The sequence below is a fragment of the Dyella sp. genome, assembly GCF_035486915.1.
GTDB lineage: Bacteria > Pseudomonadota > Gammaproteobacteria > Xanthomonadales > Rhodanobacteraceae > Dyella_B.
This window is the reverse complement of sequence record NZ_DATHMR010000150.1, coordinates 1-17436: the sequence shown is the minus strand read 5'-3', so window position 1 is coordinate 17436 and position 17436 is coordinate 1. Positions and strand designations below refer to the sequence as shown.

General features: G+C 59.7%; 17 protein-coding genes and 1 tRNA gene. 15 read left to right on the top strand and 3 right to left on the bottom strand.

The features are described 5' to 3' along the window. The first annotated feature begins 473 nt into the window (after window positions 1–473). The 11 genes from VK725_RS12000 to VK725_RS11950 all read left to right on the top strand — a co-directional run bounded on the left by VK725_RS12000 (window position 474) and on the right by VK725_RS11950 (window position 11622). Window positions 474–794 carry an STAS domain-containing protein gene (locus tag VK725_RS12000; protein ID WP_325318288.1) on the top strand — a complete coding sequence of 107 codons (321 nt, stop codon included), beginning with the start codon at window positions 474–476 and terminating at the stop codon, window positions 792–794. A 13-nt stretch (window positions 795–807) separates the two neighbouring features. Further along, a complete protein-coding gene (locus VK725_RS11995; protein WP_325318287.1) occupies window positions 808–1170 on the top strand; it encodes a response regulator in 363 nt (120 codons plus the stop codon). Window positions 1171–1200: 30 nt separating this feature from the next. Beyond that, the gene (locus VK725_RS11990) at window positions 1201–3180 is read left to right on the top strand and encodes a chemotaxis protein CheA (protein ID WP_325318286.1); all 1980 of its coding nucleotides are present in this window, start codon (window positions 1201–1203) and stop codon (window positions 3178–3180) included. 135 nt (window positions 3181–3315) lie between these two features. Next, on the top strand, window positions 3316–5007 hold the full coding sequence (locus tag VK725_RS11985) for a methyl-accepting chemotaxis protein (protein ID WP_325318285.1): 1692 nt from the start codon (window positions 3316–3318) through the stop codon (window positions 5005–5007). A 94-nt stretch (window positions 5008–5101) separates the two neighbouring features. Continuing rightward, window positions 5102–5605, top strand: coding sequence for a chemotaxis protein CheW (locus VK725_RS11980; protein ID WP_325318284.1), 504 nt, complete (start codon window positions 5102–5104; stop codon window positions 5603–5605). 12 nt (window positions 5606–5617) lie between these two features. After that, the gene (locus VK725_RS11975; protein ID WP_325318283.1) at window positions 5618–7330 is read left to right on the top strand and encodes a methyl-accepting chemotaxis protein; all 1713 of its coding nucleotides are present in this window, start codon (window positions 5618–5620) and stop codon (window positions 7328–7330) included. A gap of 4 nt (window positions 7331–7334) precedes the next feature. Next, a complete protein-coding gene (locus VK725_RS11970) occupies window positions 7335–8216 on the top strand; it encodes a protein-glutamate O-methyltransferase CheR (RefSeq protein WP_325318282.1) in 882 nt (293 codons plus the stop codon). Continuing rightward, on the top strand, window positions 8216–8869 hold the full coding sequence (cheD, locus tag VK725_RS11965) for a chemoreceptor glutamine deamidase CheD (protein ID WP_325318281.1): 654 nt from the start codon (window positions 8216–8218) through the stop codon (window positions 8867–8869). Before VK725_RS11970 ends, cheD begins: the two co-directional genes overlap by 1 nt. A 133-nt stretch (window positions 8870–9002) precedes the next feature. Beyond that, entirely contained in the window at window positions 9003–10100 is a 1098-nt protein-coding gene (locus VK725_RS11960) for a chemotaxis response regulator protein-glutamate methylesterase (protein ID WP_325318280.1), read from the top strand. Between the two features lie 17 nt (window positions 10101–10117). Next, entirely contained in the window at window positions 10118–11305 is a 1188-nt protein-coding gene (locus VK725_RS11955) for a methyl-accepting chemotaxis protein (protein ID WP_325318279.1), read from the top strand. Between the two features lie 11 nt (window positions 11306–11316). Then, on the top strand, window positions 11317–11622 hold the full coding sequence (locus tag VK725_RS11950) for an STAS domain-containing protein (RefSeq protein WP_325318278.1): 306 nt from the start codon (window positions 11317–11319) through the stop codon (window positions 11620–11622). Between the two features lie 28 nt (window positions 11623–11650). Here VK725_RS11950 and VK725_RS11945 read toward each other — a convergent pair whose 3' ends face one another. The 3 genes from VK725_RS11945 to VK725_RS11935 form a co-directional block, all read right to left on the bottom strand. Next, the gene (locus tag VK725_RS11945) at window positions 11651–13288 is read right to left on the bottom strand and encodes an MASE1 domain-containing protein (RefSeq protein WP_325318277.1); all 1638 of its coding nucleotides are present in this window, start codon (window positions 13286–13288) and stop codon (window positions 11651–11653) included. Window positions 13289–13458: 170 nt separating this feature from the next. Beyond that, window positions 13459–13818, bottom strand: a complete 360-nt coding sequence (locus VK725_RS11940) for a hypothetical protein (protein ID WP_325318276.1) — start codon at window positions 13816–13818, stop codon at window positions 13459–13461. Window positions 13819–14000: 182 nt separating this feature from the next. Continuing rightward, window positions 14001–14636: an outer membrane protein gene (locus VK725_RS11935; protein ID WP_325318275.1), complete on the bottom strand. Its 636-nt coding sequence runs from the start codon at window positions 14634–14636 to the stop codon at window positions 14001–14003. 315 nt (window positions 14637–14951) lie between these two features. Between VK725_RS11935 and VK725_RS11930 the strand changes: the two genes are divergently transcribed. From VK725_RS11930 to VK725_RS11915, 4 genes are all read left to right on the top strand, one after another. Then, window positions 14952–16856: a M61 family peptidase gene (locus VK725_RS11930; RefSeq protein ID WP_325318274.1), complete on the top strand. Its 1905-nt coding sequence runs from the start codon at window positions 14952–14954 to the stop codon at window positions 16854–16856. Between the two features lie 11 nt (window positions 16857–16867). Then, a complete protein-coding gene (locus tag VK725_RS11925) occupies window positions 16868–17017 on the top strand; it encodes a hypothetical protein (RefSeq protein WP_325318273.1) in 150 nt (49 codons plus the stop codon). After that, window positions 17008–17084: transfer RNA gene (locus tag VK725_RS11920), tRNA-Arg, on the top strand. Before VK725_RS11925 ends, VK725_RS11920 begins: the two co-directional genes overlap by 10 nt. A 135-nt stretch (window positions 17085–17219) precedes the next feature. Then, window positions 17220–17436 (top strand): hypothetical protein (locus tag VK725_RS11915; protein ID WP_325318272.1); only part of this gene is annotated, 217 nt, incomplete at its 3' end.

The window sequence follows — 17436 nt, the reverse complement described above, 5'->3', positions numbered from 1 at the left end:
GCAAGGGGTCCCCTTATGCGGTGAGGGAGAGGGGGACGAAAAGGCCCGCAGGGGAATCGGCATGGATGCCGATTCCTTTTCGCCAGGGCAGGAGCCCTGTCGAAAAGCCCGGCCCCCTCTCACGCCTCGGAGGGCGCCGCCCGTAGAGCGCCGAATATGGGGTGCCCTTTCTTTGGGTTACTTTTCTTTGGGCACGCAAAGAAAAGTGACTCGGCCGCCGGCAGGCGGACGAAACGCCCGCCGCGCAGGCGAGCAACCTGGCGGCAACGCATAAATGAAACCCGAAGTCACTGGATGACCAGCTTCGCTGTTGTAAAGCACCTCCAGCCTTCGCTGGAATGACGGGATAACCGTGGTCGCAGGGCGGCCGCCTCACACCCAAAAATCCCAACGCAATACACACGAAACTCACTAAAGCTACCCCTCAACGTGCCGATAAAACCTGCAACGGGCTCATCCGGCGAGGCACTTTTATGGGTACGAAGACCAAAGGCGATGCGGCATCGGTCATGGGTGCGGCAATAGGCTTGCCGCCCGATAGCCGCATCGCCGACGTAGGGGATATGTATCGGCAACTTTCCTCTTCGCTGGATGCGCCACAGATCACGCTGGATGGTTCCAAGGTAGATCGCGTGGATACGGCAGCACTGCAATTGCTTGTCGTCTATCAGCGCGAGCTCGAAAAACGCGGACATGCCATGCAGTGGGCAGGTGTAAGTGCACCGTTGTACGACGCGGCGAGCCAGTTGGGTCTGGCACAAACATTGGCGTTGCCGGCGAAGAAGCCGGCCTGAACTGAGGTGGAAGATGGCAAAGATTCTTGCGGTAGACGATTCGGCTTCGATGCGCGGCATGGTGGCATTTACGCTGCGCAGCGCCGGTTATGAAGTAAGCGAAGCGGAGAACGGTCAGCTTGCGCTGGACACGGCGGCAGCATCGCGTTTCGATCTCGTGCTGGCCGACGTGAATATGCCGGTGATGGATGGCATCAGCATGGTGCGTGAGTTGCGTCAGCGCGCCGATTACAAGGGCGTGCCGATTCTCATGCTGACCACCGAGTCCAACACGGACAAGAAGATGGAAGGCAAAGCCGCCGGTGCAACGGGCTGGCTGGTGAAGCCCTTCGATCCGGAGCAACTGCTCGCAACCGTCCGTCGCGTACTCGGCTAAGCGTCACCATCTAAAGAGTCAAAAGCCCCCATGAGCACCATCAGTATCGCGCAGTTTCACAAAGTCTTCTTCGAAGAAAGCCTGGAAGGGCTCGATGCGATGGAAACGGCGCTGCTTGCGCTGGACGAGGGGGGCGACGCGGAATTGGTGCATAGCATTTTCCGCGCGGCGCACTCGATCAAGGGCGGCGCTGCCACGTTCGGTTTTCCCGAAATGGCGGCGTTTACGCACGAAGCCGAATCGCTGCTCGATCAAGTGCGCGAAGGCCGTCGGGCTATCGACAAGGTCATCGTCGAATTGATGCTGCGCACGGTGGATTGCCTGCGTGGCATGTTCGATCGCGCGCAGAATGGCCAACCGCTTGCCGATGAGCAAAGCGAAGCGCTGAAGCAGGAATTGGCGGCAGCGGCAGGGCATTCCACTCCGGCTGCCGCGTCGAAGGCAGCGGTAAAAGCGGCTGTTTCCAGCGGTTGGGTGATTCAGTTCCGCCCGCACAAGAGCATGCTGGCGGGCGGCAACGATCCATTGCGCTTGTTGCGCGAACTCGCTGCGTTAGGTCAGCTCAACGTCGAGGCGCAATTCGATCGTCTGCCTGCGTGGCATGCGCTGGATCCTTCCGAGTGCCATCTCGGTTGGCGCATCGAACTGACAGGCTCTGCTACGCGTGAAGCGATTGCGAGCGTGTTCGAGTGGGTGGAAGACGAGTGCGATCTGAGCGTTGAACCTCTCGTCGCCGCTGCCACTGCACCGGCGCCGGTGGTCGAAGCCGTCGCAACACCTGTTGCTGCGAGTGCGCCCTCGGGTAACGCGCGTGCCGCCGCCAGCAGCAACGACGCCGGCTCCGTGCGCGTTGCCATCGACAAGATCGACGGCTTGATCGATCTCGTCGGCGAGCTAGTCATCACGCAAGCGATGCTCGATCAGTTCCGCGAAGAATTCGATCCGTCGCGGCTCGCGCTACTGCAGCAAGGTCTCGCGCAACTGGCACGCCACACGCGTTCCCTGCAGGAAAGCGTGATGGGCATACGCATGTTGCCGATCGGTTCGGTGTTCAACCGCTTTCCGCGTCTGGTGCGCGATCTGAGTCAGAAACTCGGCAAGCAGGTGAAGCTGGATCTGGTCGGCGAACATACCGAGCTCGACAAGACCGTGCTCGAAAAAATTGGCGATCCGCTCGTGCACTTGGTGCGCAACGCGATCGATCACGGCCTGGAAATACCGGAAAAACGCCGCGCTTCGGGCAAGGGCGACGTGGGCACCTTGCGTCTGGAAGCCTTCCATCGCGGCGGTTCCATCGTGGTGGAAATCGTCGATGACGGCGCCGGTTTGAATCGCGAAGCCATCATCGCCAAGGCCTTGCAGAAAGGCTTGATCAAGAGTGGTGACAACATCACCGATGAAGAGGTTGGCGAACTGATCTTCCAGCCGGGTTTCTCGACCGCCGCCGTGACCACCGATTTGTCCGGCCGCGGCGTAGGCATGGACGTGGTTCGCCGCAATGTCGTGGATCTTGGCGGCACCGTGGCGATCAAGAGCCGCCCGGGCGCGGGCACCACCTTTACGATCACCTTGCCGCTGACGCTCGCCATCATCGATGGCTTGACTACGGCCGTGGGCGATGAGTGCTACATCGTGCCGCTGGTGTCGATCGTCGAATCCATTCAATTGCCTGCCGATGCCGTGCGTACGGTCACGGGCGGCGGCGAACTCTTCCGTTTCCGTGGCGAATATCTACCGATCATTCGCTTGCATGAGCAATTCGGTTGCGCGAACGCGCGACAGAACATCGAAGAAGGTTTGGTGATTGTCGTCGAATCGGACGGCACGCAGGTCGGCTTGTTTATCGATGAACTGATCGGTCAGCAGCAAGCTGTCGTGAAGTCGCTCGAAGCGAACTATCGCCGCGTCGATGGTATTTCGGGCGCCACCATTCTTGCCGATGGTTCGGTCGCGCTGATTACCGACGTCGCCGGTCTTATTCGTATGCAAAGCCGTCGAAAGGCGGCTTAGCACCCCAATCAGGCGGTGCAGGAAGGCACCGCTTTTTACCGTTATCAGGCCACAACCGCGCCAGACGGTGGCGTGCGGCTGTGCCTAAAAGAAGCAAGCGCCATGTAGTGCTGAAGTGATGTGAAGGTGTCCGTTATGAATTCCCCCCTGAAAATGCTAGGTCGAATGAGTCTCGCCGCACGCGTGTGGCTCGTCATTGTCATCGTTGTAGTCGGTTTGCTTGCGTTGACCGTGATGTCTGCCGCGGATAGCCGTCGTCTGCAGATGGAAGCGCGCGAACGTTCGCTGGGCGATCAGGTGGCTTCGGCTACTGCATTGATGCAGAGCTTCGCCGATCGCGCCGACGCCGGTGAATTCAGTCAGGATGAAGCGAAGAAACGCGCGTTCGCGGCCGTTTCGGCGATGCGCTGGAACGACGGCGCAGGCTACGTCTATGTGTTCGATTCCGGTCTCACCATGCGTATGCATCCGATCATGCCGCAGCGCGTAGGCAAGAGCATCCGCGATGAAGCCGACTCGACCGGCAAGTACATGTACCGCGACATGCTCGCCGCCGATCAGCGCGACGGTCACGGCTTGACCGAATACATGTGGCCCATGCCAGGCAGCAAGGGCGACAAGCTGAAAATCACCTACACGAGCTGGTTCAAGCCGTGGGACCTGCATGTCGCGGCGGGCGCTTATTTCGTGGATATCGACGCCGAATTCCGGCACATGCTGATCGGCAGTCTGCTGCGCGCGTTGCTGGTTGCTCTATTAGTGATTGGCGTGGTGTGGGAGTCGATGCGCAGCATTCGGTTGAGCATCGGCGGCGAGCCGTCCCATGCGCTGGCGATGGCCGGGCGCATCGCCGGCGGCGATTTACGCCATGACGAGGCGCAGTACGTGCCGCCGACGGGCAGCCTGATGGATGCGTTGTTGCGCATGCGCGGAAAGCTCACCGAGATCGTCGGCAAGGTGCAGGAAGGCGCGCAGGCGGTGACCTCCGCCGCGCAAGAGATTTCCCGCGGTAACGACGACCTGAGTCACCGCACGCAGGAACAGGCGTCGAGTCTCGAAGAAACGGCATCGTCGATGGAAGAAATGACGGCCACCGTCAAGCAGAGTGCCGGTCACGCCAGCCAGGCCAATCAACTTGCCGTTGCCATGCGCGCGCAAGCCGAGCGCGGCGGCGACGTGGCCGCGCGCGCCAGCACCGCCATGGAAGCCATTCAACAGGCGAGCGCGCAGATTTCCGACATCGTCAGTCTGATCGACGAAATCGCCTTTCAGACCAACTTGCTCGCGCTCAATGCCGCCGTTGAGGCCGCCCACGCGGGCGAACAGGGTCACGGCTTTGCCGTCGTGGCCGGCGAAGTACGCCATCTGGCGCAGCGCAGTGCGCGCGCGGCGAAAGATATCAAGGCGCTGATCAACGACAGCGTCGAGAAGGTCCAGGCAGGCTCGGTGCTGGTGGATGAATCCGGGCGGGCGCTGCGCGGCATCATCGGTAGCGTCAAGAGTGTTTCCGACATCATGAACGAACTTGCGGCAGCCAGTCAGGAGCAGTCCGCCGGTATCGACCAGGTCAATCGTGCGGTCACGCAGATGGACGAAGTGACGCAGCAGAACGCCGCCCTGGTCGAAGAAGCTGCCGCGGCGGCCCACGCCATGCAGGAGCAGGCGAATCTGCTGCACGCCCAAATGGGCTATTTCCGGCTGGAGGCCGCCCCTGAAAGCGGGTCGCAACGGGTCCGTTCTCCGGCCCGGAAAGCCGTCCCGTCCCAGCCTCCGCAAGAGCCTGCGATGCGCCCGCTGGCGGTCGCCGGCGAGTGGTCGGAGTTCTGATTTTTCCGGGGTTATTCGCTCAAGTTTCAGCCAAAACCGCCGATCCATTCTTTCGAACGGGAGCATCCGGGGATGCTCCAACGACGAGGCGAACATGTCAGACCAAACGCGGGGCACGGGGCCCCAGTCACAGTACCTCACCGTCAACCTTGCCCACGAGGAATACGGCGTCGACATCCTGTCGGTCCGTGAGATTCGTGGCTGGACGCCGGTTACGCGCATTCCGCAATCGCCGCACTACGTGCTGGGCGTGCTGAATCTGCGCGGTGCGATCGTGCCGGTGATCGACATGCGGCTGCGCTTCGGACTCGCACGCGAGGAATACAACGCGACGACCGTGACGGTGATCGTGATGGTCGCGGGCCGCCAGTTCGGCGTGGTCGTGGATGCCGTCTCCGACGTCATCGACGTGGCTAGCGATGCCATGCGTCCCGTGCCGGACATGGGCACCACCGTCGATACCGAATACCTGAAAGGACTGACCGCCGTGGGCGAGCGCATGGTGTTGCTGCTCGACGCGGACAAGCTGTTGCAACCGCAGGATGCGCAGATGCTGGAGGCCGCGTTGGCGGCTAATGACGTGAAAGCCGTGGCCTGAAGGAATAAAACAATGAAACTGCGCTTCCCCAAGTTTAAGTTGACGTCGCTCACCATCCGCGCACGCCTGATCGTCCTGGTCGGCCTGCTCTGCGTGATGCTCATCGCCGGTGCGGTGATCGGCCTGTTTGCGATGTCGCGCCAGAATGCCGGCACGCAAAGCATTTACGAGAACGGGCTCGTGCCGACGCAATACGTCGACAACATTCGCACGAATTCGTTGAAGTATTTCCTCGCGATGAGCGAAGCCGCTGCGCTAACCGGCAAGGCCGATCAGATCAAGCAGAAGCTGGGCGAAGCCGATCGCTACATGGCGGAACTGAACGATTACAAGAAGCGCCTGGATGCCGTTCAAATGAGTCCTGCACTGGCCGCTGCCTTGAAGGATTATCACTCGACGGATAAAGATTACGATCAGGCACGCGGCGACGTGATGGACGCGATCAAGGCCGGCGACGGCTCCGGTTCCGACACGATCGAGATGGAAATGCGCCCACTGATGATGCAGCGTCAGGATGCATTGTCCAAGCTCGTTGACGCACAGCGCACCGAAGCCAATCAGATCTACCAGGATCAGGTAAAGAGTTATCAGCGCATCCGCATGATCACCTTCGCTGCGCTGCTGGCGGGTTTGCTGTTTGCCCTGATGCGTTCGGCGCTGCTCGTCCGCTCGATCAGCCGTGCGCTGAGCTACGCCATGAGCCTGGCCAACGAGATTTCGCAGGGCAAACTGGGTCACGAAGTCGTTGTCAAGGGTAACGACGAGCTGGCTCAGCTGCTGTCCGCACTACGCACGATGGATGAGCGCCTCGTCGAAATCGTCGCCGACGTTCGTCATGGTTCCGATGCAGTGAGCACCGCTGCACAGCAGATTGCGCGCGGCAATGACGATCTCAGCCAGCGCACGCAGGAACAGGCCTCCAGCCTGGAAGAAACCGCATCGTCGATGGAAGAAATGACCTCGACCGTGAAGCAGAACGCCGAGAACGCCAGCCATGCCGATCAGCTGGCACGCGGCGCTCGCGAGCAGGCCGAGCGCGGTGGCGAAGTCGTTGCGCAGGCCGTCACGGCGATGCGCGAGATCAATGATTCCAGCCGCAAGATTTCCGACATCGTCAGCCTGATCGACGAGATTGCATTCCAGACCAACCTGCTCGCGCTCAACGCAGCGGTGGAAGCGGCACGTGCCGGCGAACAGGGCCGCGGCTTTGCGGTGGTCGCCACCGAAGTGCGCAACCTCGCACAGCGCAGCGCGGGTGCGGCGAAAGAAATCAAGCAGCTCATCAATGAGAGTGCGAACAAAGTGCGCGCGGGCACCGATCTGGTCGATCAAACCGGCAAGTCGTTGAACGACATCGTCGACAGCGTGAAGAAAGTGACCGACATCGTGGCCGAGATCGCCGCCGCCAGTCAGGAACAGTCGGCAGGTATCGACCAGGTCAACAACGCCGTCTCGCAGATGGACGAAATGACCCAGCAGAACGCGGCACTCGTGGAAGAAGCTTCCGCCGCTGCGCGTGCCATGCACGAACAGGCCGATGAGCTTTCGCAACAGGTTTCGTTCTTCCAGATCAACGGCACGACGAGCAAGGCACCCGCGAAAGCGGTCGCCACGGCCGTCGCGCAAGAAGCCGAAGCGGTATTCGCCGCCGTCCGCAAGAGCGCGCCCAAAGTCGCACCGCGTCCCGTAGAAACGGCCGACGCCGGCGCCTGGAAGGAGTTCTGATCCGATGGCCGCACGCATGCATGAGGACGATTCGTGCGGCGCTGTGGCGATCGCGAGCGGATGGTCGTTGGGCGACAAAGACTTCGCGTTCCTGAGCGACTTTGTCTACAAGCACTGCGGCATCGTGCTTGGTGAGCATAAGCGTCAGTTGGTGCAAGGTCGTTTGGTGCGTCGCTTGCGGGCGCTGCGACTGGATGGATTCGATGCGTACGTGAATCTGTTGCGCAGCGACCCGGATGCCGAGCTGGGCGAGCTGGCGAGTGCGATCAGCACCAATGTCACCTCGTTCTTCCGCGAGATGCATCACTACGACTTGCTGGCCAACGAACTGCTGCCGAGTTGGATTGAGCAAAAAAAGCGTAGCAGCGACCGTCTGCGTATCTGGTCGGCAGGATGTTCCACTGGCGAAGAGCCTTATGCGCTGGCGATGGTGCTGGCCGAAGCGCTGGAACGAACAGGCAGCAAGGTCGATGCGCGCATCCTGGCGACCGATCTATCTCCGCAAGCACTGGGTACGGCGCGCGCGGGTATGTATTCGCTCGAGCGTATGAGCGGTATTAGCGATGAACGCCGCAACCGCTGGTTTCTGAAAGGCGAGGGTGCCTATGAAGGCCTCGCGTGTGTCCATCCGCGGTTGCGTGAGCTCGTCACCATTCAACCGTTGAATCTTTTGCATGAGTGGCCGATGCGCGGTCCGTTCGACGCGATCTTCTGCCGCAATGTGGTGATTTATTTCGACAAGCCGACCAAACAGCGCCTATTCGAGCGCTATGCCGGTTTGTTGGAGCAAGGAGGCTATTTATTCTTGGGGCACTCCGAATCGATGTACGGCCTGAGCGATTCGTTCGATTTAGTTGGCCGTACGGTTTATCGGAAGTGCAAATAATGACAGCACCTATGGCTGGCGTTGCGATTGCGCCAGATAAGAATTCAGTTGTTTTGCCGGGTTTTGAACACTTGCGCCGTTTTTGGGACGCCACGCAGCGCTGCATGACGGTGAAGGTTTTGCCGGGCGAGTTTTATGTAAGCACGCAGGAAGAAATGATTTCCACCGTGCTGGGTTCGTGCGTATCGGCATGCATTCACGACACGGAGCGCGGTATCGGCGGCATGAATCACTTCATGCTTCCCGAGCCGGTGGGCGAGCGTGACAGCTGGTCCTCGGCAGTGGGACGCGCGGCGCGTTACGGCAGCGATGCGATGGAGCAGTTGATCAACGCCATCCTCAAAGCCGGCGGGCGGCGCGAGAATTTCTCGGTGAAGATTTTCGGCGGTGGCCGTGTGCTGACGCAGATGACCGACGTGGGGCAGCGCAATGTCATCTTCGTCAAACGTTATCTGGAGGCGGAAGGTTTGAAGCTGATGGCGTCGGATGTGGGCGATATCTATCCGCGCCAACTGCAGTTTTTCCCGGTGAGTGGTCGCGTGCGCGTGCGTCAGTTGCGCACCACGCGCGACAACGATCTGGCCGCCAACGAACAGCAGTACCTCAAGCGTTTGGCGAACGATCCGATAAAGGGTGAAGTGGAGTTGTTTTGATGTACCAGGGGCGAGACATGAGTAGCGAGGGCGCAGCACGCATGTCAGCTACAGGGGGCTTGCCAGAGCGAACGGCGTGCCCTCGCTGCTCATCTCTCGTCCCTCTCCAACAGGCAAAGGCAGGAAAGCAGCAATGAGCAAAGTGCGCGTACTGGTGATCGACGATTCCGCCTTGGTGCGGAAGTTGTTGTCGGCCATGCTCGATTCCGACCCCGGTATCGAGGTTGTCGGCGTGGCTGCCGATCCGTTGATTGCGCGCGAAAAGATCAAGCAGCTCAATCCTGACGTGTTGACGCTCGATGTCGAAATGCCGCGCATGGATGGCCTGACGTTTCTGGAAAACCTGATGCGCCTGCGTCCGATGCCGGTTGTGATGGTGTCGTCGCTGACCGAACGTGGCGCGGAAGTCACCCTGCGCGCACTTGAAATCGGTGCGGTGGATTTCTTCACCAAGCCGGCCAACGATCTTGCAAACAGCTTTGCCGACGCCGCAGGCGAAATCTGCGCGAAGGTGAAACTCGCCGCGCTTACACGCCCGCGCGCTTATACGACCGTGCAAAAACTGGATGTGCCGCCACGGCATACCGCGGATGCGGTACTCCCGCGCTCGCAAGGTCCGGGTACGCGCGGTAGCAACCGTATCATTGCGGTCGGCGCATCGACCGGTGGCACGGAAGCCATTCGCGTGTTGCTTGAGGCGATGCCGCCGGATGCACCGGCGATGGTGATCACGCAGCATATTCCTGCCGCTTTCAGTGGTGCGTTCGCCGAGCGCATGAACAAGTGTTCGGCGATGCGCGTCTGTGAAGCGCGCGACAATCAACCGATTCAACCAGGCCACGCGTATATCGCGCCGGGTGGTCAACATCTTCTCGTGATGTGGGACGGCGCCAAGCATGTGTGCCGCCTGCATGACGGTCCGCAAGTCAACCGGCACAAGCCGAGTGTGGATGTGCTGTTCCGTTCGGTCGCCGCGAGCGTCGGCGCTGCAGCCATTGGCGCGTTGCTGACGGGCATGGGCGATGACGGCGCGCGCGGTCTGCTTGAATTGCGCGAATGCGGCGCGCCAACGCTCGTGCAGGATGAAGCGACCTCCGTGGTGTGGGGCATGCCGGGCGCGGCATGGAAACTCGGTGCCGCCGACGAAAAGCTGCCATTGGAAAGCGTTGCCGCGCGTCTGTTGCTTCTTGCACAACAACCTATCGTCGGCGCACGTCGCGCTGCGTCTTGATGCATTGGAACATTTTTATGTCCACGAACATGTTCAACAACTCCGCATCCCGCCCACTGGTAGGCATTGGCGCCAGTCTGGCGGCACTCGTCCTGTGCCTGGTATGGAATCCGGCATGGATGGCGCCGACTCTCGTCACGCTGCTCTGCGCGGTGTGGATCTACGAATGCCGCCGCATGGCGACGCCCTCGATCGTGGTGGAAACATCCAACGGTCCCGACAACACACCCGTGCGCGAAGCACTGGAAGATGTGCGCGGTGCCCTGGTCGACGAATTGGGCCACGCTTCGCGTGAGTTGCATCAGGCCCTGGATCTTCTGGGCGACGCCGTGAAGGAATTGGGTGGCGGCTTCGACGGCTTGTCGCACAAGACCGGCATGCAGCAGTCCTTGCTCAAGCAGATTATCGATGTGCAGAACGGCGGCGTGTCCGTGCAGGATTTCGCGGCACGTACCGGAGATTTGCTGGAACATTTTGTAAGTCTGATCGTGCAACTCTCGCGCGAGAGCCTGCGCATCGTTTACCGCATCGACGGTATGTCGAAGGAAATGGATGCGGTGTTCGCGCTGTTGAAGAACGTCAATACTATCGCCGAGGAAACCAACTTGCTGGCGCTCAATGCCGCCATCGAAGCGGCGCGCGCCGGTGAAGCCGGTCGCGGCTTCGCGGTCGTGGCGGGTGAAATCCGCAACCTGGCAAGCCACTCCAACCAGTTCAACGAACAGATCGGTAGTCACGTGGAGCGTGCACGCATTGCGATGGAGCAGGTGCGCGGTCTGATCGGCGAGTTGGCCTCGCAGGATTTGAACGTTGCCTTGTCGGCGAAGGGCGGCATCGACGCGATGATGGCTCACGTCACCGAAAGCGATGCGCGCACCAGCGCCGTTGCGGACCAAGTGGTCGAAATCAATCGCGGCCTGGGCAACGACGTGTCCACCACCATTCGCTCGCTGCAGTTCGAAGACATTCTCAGCCAGTTGCTCAATCAGACGCGCACGCGTCTGGTCGAACTGCAAGGCGTCGCGGCGGAAACCACGCGCGACATCGAAGAGTTGGCCTGCGGTCCGGTCGATGCGCAGGTGCTTCGCCAGCATTCCGAGCGTGTGCGTGAGCGCCTGGCCCTGCAACGCGAAAAAGCCCGCATCCGTTCTCGTGGTCCTGCGCTGCAGAACACGATGGACGCCGGCGAAATCGAATTGTTCTAAGGGAGACTGTCATGAGCCTCAACGTCCAACACGACACCGAACAAGATTGCGTCACCCTGCAATTCGGCACGAACTTCGACTTCAGCGTGCACCGTCAATTTCACGAAGCGTGCCTGGGTGGGCATAAACCCTCGCGCAGCTACGTGATCGATCTTGGCGACGTCGACAGCATGGATAGCTCGGCATTGGGCATGCTGCTGTTGCTGCGCGAGCACGCCGGTGGCGATCGTTCGGAGATTCGCATCGTCAATGCCAACACTGCATTGCGCGGAACCTTGCGTGTCGCCGGTTTCGACAAGCTGTTTACCTTGCACTGAGCTCGGGGCGTCAATCAGACGTCTGAGCTCAGGCATTCCATGGCTGTGGACCCCTGAATTGCTCCATTGGGCGATTGATCGCGTCGACCAGCATGTACGTGAGCCGCAATCCGTTATTGGTGACTTTGCTGCGCAGTTCGCCGCTGAAGAGACGAGCGTGATTGTGCAAAGCGACCAACCCTAGTCCGTATGCGCCGAGCCTTGACCCGATCATGTCGCGTTCGGTCGTGTCATAGATGGCGTCATTGATATGGCTCTCATCGAGCTTGCCTTCTACGCGAAGTGCAACCCAATGGCCTTTCTCCGTCGTGCCGCTGCGAATACCCAATCGTATGCTTGAGCAAACGAGCTGCCCATTGATGTGCATGACTGATTCGCAGGCGAGCCGATAAATCGCGGCGTGTATGCCGGGCGTCAGATCATCCAGTGATCCCGTTATCCGGCAGCGATAGCTGATGGCTGCTTCGCGCAGCGCGTCTGCGATTGTCTCGTGCAGCGCCGCTGATAAACCGCGCTGACGCCATGCGGACGGATACATGCTGTCCACTAACCGATTGACGTGGTCTTGCATGGATGCAGCTTGGCGGTAATAACGCTGCACCTCGCTTTCAGGCAGTACATCGTGAATGCGATCCAGCAATTGATGTTGTGTCAATTGCAGCGAAGTGCCTGCAACTTGCAGCGCCTGAGCGGTTTTCCTGATGCGCGTCTCGCTTAGTTGGAAATTTTGGCGGGCCAACTGTAAGGCCTGCTCAACCTCTAGACGATCCTGTTCTTCTTTCAGACTTTGCGCGGTAATGCGCGCTCCCAATGTAAAAAGGCAAGTTACGACGAAGGCGACAAATGCCTCTGATTCTAAGTTCACTTCGTAGGTCTTCGCTTGCAGAAGTGAGACAACGCATAAAATGGCGGGCGTTCCGCCAAGGGCGGCTGCTCGCCAGCCTGGTTTAAGGGTTAGCCATGCGATTGGTAAAAAGACGGCTAGATAAGAGAGCTTTCTGGCGTCGTCTGCACTATGCAAATGTAACCAATAAACAAATAAGGCTGCCGATAACAAAAGAGCCAAAGTGTCCGCTGCTAACATTTCCTTCGCTGCATTACGCAGTCTTTGTTGCCAGGGCTCTTGTGAGAGGTATTCGGCACGAGCCATCAACATCCATGGCAGCATGACGACTATGGTGATGTACTTGCTAATGAACGCCAGCGGTAACATCACGGCGGTGATCTTGTAGGGGTGACCGTTCTCATACAAGACGGATAGCAGCAGCATGGCGTATCCGGCCCATGCGACAGACGTCAGGATGATGCACAACAGCAGCACCCTGAAGTTGATGAGCTGTTTGCCTGGGAACAAGTTCAATTTGCTGCGGCACCACCACGCAATGGGCATGCCGAAAATAATATTGGGTATCAGGGAAATGAGCGTCCAGCTGATACCAAATTGGGGGCCGCATACGATGGCGATATACGACTGACCAATGACGTCAGCGCCCGCAAGCACCGGCCAGTAGCGATAAGGCAGAAACAGCAGACATACGATGCGCAGCGGGGCCGGTGTCGACCATCCCGCGTGCGAAACACTACGCAGCGCCGCGTAGCACGCAACGTAGCCCACCAGCAGAGCGAGTTGTCTAACCCAATACTTCTTCCACAACTCTCGGCCCATACCCCTCTACCCCCGCAGCAGTCGCATCAAGGGACCTACGGCGCTCATACGTGTAGGCGCAACGCGCTGATCATGGGCTATGTCCCTGCCCGGCGCTAGAGCATCCGGCATAAAAAAGCCGGCGAGGTGAGGCTCGCCGGCAGGTTCACACACGCATTTGGGAAAATCGTTTACCAGGCGCGGACGTCGACCACCGTGAGCGAGTAGCTCTGCATGTCCGACTGGTAATGAAGCATGCGGCCGAGGTCGAAATCGACCGATTGGCCAGGGCTGATGTTGGTCGTACCGGCGGGCCAGCCTGCCTTGGAGGCGAGCACGTTGCCGGTGCCATCCTTCGCATCGACGCGAACTTGGGCGGCGGCAGCGGCCGAGCAGTTGTTGATCAACTTGCCCTTTACGCTCAGGCGGGTGGAGATGCCCGAGCCAACGGCGCTTACTTTCACGTCTTGAATGGTGAAATCGGTAGGCGCGCATGCTTGGGCGGCGATTGGTGCGACCATCAGCAAGGTCGCGACGAGTAGCTTTTTCATATGTCAGTCCTTAGGCCGAGGTGCCACGCGAAAGCGTGTTGATTGGGGTATCGGCGGGACCGGGACGAACTTTAGGCTCGATGTGTCATCGGATGCGCGCAAATAAAAAGTCCCCCGAGTTGCCTCGGGGGACCTTGTCGGAGCGTCGTTATAACCGACAGTTATAACGGCTTCGAGCTTGCTTAGAAGCGATATTCCACCGACGCGGAGTACGCAGCCACATTGGCGCGCTCATGCGGCACACCGATGTTGTCCAAGCTGGTGCTGTTGCCAGACTGCAGGCGGTAATTGTCGTAGTTCAGAGCCAGGCTGAAGTTGTTGGTCACGTCGTAACCGACACCCAGGCCGGCGTAGAGGCCGCTGTTCCAGGTCTTGTAGCGGTCGCTGCCGAACGCGCCGATCGCGTCGAACTTGGTCTGCGAGCGCATGTAACCGGCGTGCGCGGTAACGAACCAGTTCTGATAGAAGTTGTACTTGCCGTTCACGCCAACGGTGGCGGCGCGCGGCTTGACCGAGAGCTGGCTGTAACCGTCAGACCACTTGGGCTGACCCAGGTACACATAGCCGATTTCCGGACCGATCAGGCCATTCCAGCGCCAGCCGAAACGGACGTTCTGGAACACGCCGTGGTTGTGGTTCAGCGTATCGCTGTCCACGCGGTACTGGCTCTGGCCGAGCTGGCCGGCAACGAAGAAATTATCCTGCCAGTTGGTGCTGGGAGCGTTCGTGGTGCTGGTGTCGTCCGCATGGGCGGCCTGGCTGAGAACGGGGGACAGGGCAAGGGCGGCCAGAGCGGCCGAGAGGGCTAGCTTATTCATGGAGAACTCCATTTTTTTATTAGGCCGTCGCGGCGATGGGGAAGTCGCCGCGAGGGACCGCGCGGGGATACGCGGTGTAACGACATTGTAACATTCGTCTTGCATCAAACTTTCAGCCACCTTCAGGTGGAAGTCGCCATTCAGTTTTGTGAGGAAGACACCTGATTGGCTGTGCGACAGGTACGACAAGGCGTATCAAGGCATCGCGCGTGACCTCTGGCAGGGGGGCGCAGCCTGTTCAGGTGGCTAGCATCGTGGTCTCAAGCCGCCTTCACATTCACGTTGGCGGCACTTGCCGCACCCCAGGAGACCACCTTGAAACCCACCCCAATCGCTGCTGCCGTCCTAGTTTCTTTGCTGGGATGCGCCGCTTTTTCAGTTTGTGCGGATGACACTCCCGCCCCGCAGAACGTGCCTTACAGCGCAGGGACGCTGAAGATCGATGTCGATGCCACCGACCTCGCGCACCGCGTGTTCCGCGTGCACGAAGTAGTGCCGGCCGCGCCGGGTCCGCTGACGTTGCTCTATCCGCAATGGATTCCTGGCAACCATTCGCCGACCGGTCCGATCGACAAGTTCGCCGGCCTGACGGTGAAGGCCAACGGTCAGACGCTGCCGTGGGTGCGCGATCAATACAACGTCTACGCCTTCCAGGTTGATGTGCCGCAAGGCGCCACATCGGTGGAAGTGGACTTCCAGTATCTGTCGCCGCAGGACATGCGCCAGGGTCGCGTGGTGATGACGCCGGAAATGCTCAACCTGCAGTGGAATACCGTGTCGCTGTACCCGGCCGGTTACTACGCGCGTCAGATCCAGACCGATCCCAGCGTGAAGCTGCCGTCGGGCTGGCAGTTCGGCTCGGCGCTTGAAGTCGCTTCGAAGGACGGCGACACCGTGCACTTCAAGTCGATCAACTATGACGATCTCGTCGACTCGCCGATCTACGCCGGCAAATACTTCAAGAGCGTCGATCTCGATCCGGGCGCGAGCACGCCCGTGCACATGGACGTCATCGCGGACGATCCGAAGTATCTGGAAATCACGCCCGAGCAGGTGAAGATTCATCGTGCGCTTGTGCAGCAGATGTACAAGCTCTACGGCGCGCATCACTACAATCATTACGATTTCCTGTTCTCGCTCAGCGAAAAGATGAGCGGCAATGGTCTGGAACATCATCGTTCCAGCGAAGACGGCACGCCGACGGGTTACTTCACCGAGTGGGACAAGAGCTGGGTGATGCGCGATCTGCTCTCGCACGAATTCAATCACTCGTGGGACGGAAAGTATCGTCGCGGTGCGGATCTGGCCACGCCGAATTTCAACGTGCCGATGGGCGACAGCTTGCTCTGGGTCTATGAAGGCCAGACGCAGTTCTGGGGCCAGGTGATGGCCGCGCGCTCCGGTTTGTGGAGCGACAAGCAATATCAGGAAATGATCGCCGCCGTCGCCGCCACGTACGACAAGGGCCGTCCGGGTCTTGCCACGTGGCGTAACGTGCAGGACACGACGAACGATCCCACCATCGCACAGCGCCGCCCGCTGCCTTATCGCAACTATCAGGCGAGCGAAGATTATTATTCGGCCGGCGAAATGATCTGGCTCGATGTCGATGCCAAGCTGCGCGAACTTACGCACAACAAGAAAACCATCGACGATTTCGGCAAGGCGTTCTTCGGCGTGAATCCGGGTGCGTGGGATGTCGATCCGTATACCTTCGACGACGTGGTGAAAACGCTCAACGACATCACCCCGTTTGACTGGAAAACGTATCTGCGCACGCGACTGGACGGTCACGGTCCGCTGATTGGCGGCCTGGAAGCGCACGGCTGGAAACTCGTCTACAACGACAAGCCTTCCGACGCGATCAAGGCTGCAGAAGCTTTCCGTCACTCTGCAGACTTCACCTATTCGCTCGGCGTGATGATGGGTCCGGATGGCAATGTTGGCGATGTGCTGTGGGATGGCCCTGCGTTCAATGCCGGTCTGTCACCGGGCATGAAGGTGGTCGCTGTCAACGGCCAGGCTTACACGTCCGAAGTGATGACCGATGCAGTCAAGGCATCTGCCACCGACACCAATCAGCCGATCGAGTTGCTCGTGCAGAACTTCAACGAGTACAAGACGCTGCGCATCGACTATCACGGCGGCCTGAAATATCCGCATATCGAACGCGATACCAGCAAGCCCGATACGCTCAGCGAGCTGATCAAGGCGCGCTAAGCAGTGGCCTCATGAGCCCTCTCGCCGCAACGGGAGAGGGCTCTGCGGTGTCCGGCACGTCCAAGTCGTGGGCGGCCCCCGCCAACTTCGCTATACTTGCCGCCCGCCCTGGCGCGCATCAACCGATCGCTCATGCCAGTGCGTTCACCACGCGCCCGTAGCTCAGCCGGATAGAGTAGTGGCTTCCGAAGCCATTGGTCGGGGGTTCGAATCCCTCCGGGCGCGCCAATCTCTCCGTTGGATGTTTCTGTTGTGCGTTTAACCATAAATTGGCCGCGCTACATCTAGGCGATTGTTGTTTCGCGGGTTCTTCTGGCCATCCGTTTAACCATAAATTGCCCGCTTTCTTGCGAGCGAGTGGCCATGGGCAAAATTTCATGGTTCAGTGCGTGCTATGGAGCAATAGGTATCCCCAATCGCGTACAACGCATTGAACGGCTTCTCTGTCGTTACATTGAACAACCAAGCCAACTCCGTAACAGAATCGCTCACGGTCAGTGGGACAACGCTTTGAATAGCGACGGCACCGACAGAAATGCAGCGTTATCAGACAGACTTGGGGACCTTGACTTTCTCGAAG

Excerpts from the sequence above, each read along its gene's own strand:
- VK725_RS12000 (WP_325318288.1), top strand. The coding sequence starts at position 474 with ATGGGTACGAAGACCAAAGGCGATGCGGCATCGGTCATGGGTGCGGCA.
- VK725_RS11995 (WP_325318287.1), top strand. The coding sequence starts at position 808 with ATGGCAAAGATTCTTGCGGTAGACGATTCGGCTTCGATGCGCGGCATG.
- VK725_RS11990 (WP_325318286.1), top strand. The coding sequence starts at position 1,201 with ATGAGCACCATCAGTATCGCGCAGTTTCACAAAGTCTTCTTCGAAGAA.
- VK725_RS11985 (WP_325318285.1), top strand. The coding sequence starts at position 3,316 with ATGAATTCCCCCCTGAAAATGCTAGGTCGAATGAGTCTCGCCGCACGC.
- VK725_RS11980 (WP_325318284.1), top strand. The coding sequence starts at position 5,102 with ATGTCAGACCAAACGCGGGGCACGGGGCCCCAGTCACAGTACCTCACC.
- VK725_RS11975 (WP_325318283.1), top strand. The coding sequence starts at position 5,618 with ATGAAACTGCGCTTCCCCAAGTTTAAGTTGACGTCGCTCACCATCCGC.
- VK725_RS11970 (WP_325318282.1), top strand. The coding sequence starts at position 7,335 with ATGGCCGCACGCATGCATGAGGACGATTCGTGCGGCGCTGTGGCGATC.
- cheD (WP_325318281.1), top strand. The coding sequence starts at position 8,216 with ATGACAGCACCTATGGCTGGCGTTGCGATTGCGCCAGATAAGAATTCA.
- VK725_RS11960 (WP_325318280.1), top strand. The coding sequence starts at position 9,003 with ATGAGCAAAGTGCGCGTACTGGTGATCGACGATTCCGCCTTGGTGCGG.
- VK725_RS11955 (WP_325318279.1), top strand. The coding sequence starts at position 10,118 with ATGTCCACGAACATGTTCAACAACTCCGCATCCCGCCCACTGGTAGGC.
- VK725_RS11950 (WP_325318278.1), top strand. The coding sequence starts at position 11,317 with ATGAGCCTCAACGTCCAACACGACACCGAACAAGATTGCGTCACCCTG.
- VK725_RS11945 (WP_325318277.1), bottom strand. The coding sequence starts at position 13,288 with ATGGGCCGAGAGTTGTGGAAGAAGTATTGGGTTAGACAACTCGCTCTG.
- VK725_RS11940 (WP_325318276.1), bottom strand. The coding sequence starts at position 13,818 with ATGAAAAAGCTACTCGTCGCGACCTTGCTGATGGTCGCACCAATCGCC.
- VK725_RS11935 (WP_325318275.1), bottom strand. The coding sequence starts at position 14,636 with ATGAATAAGCTAGCCCTCTCGGCCGCTCTGGCCGCCCTTGCCCTGTCC.
- VK725_RS11925 (WP_325318273.1), top strand. The coding sequence starts at position 16,868 with ATGAGCCCTCTCGCCGCAACGGGAGAGGGCTCTGCGGTGTCCGGCACG.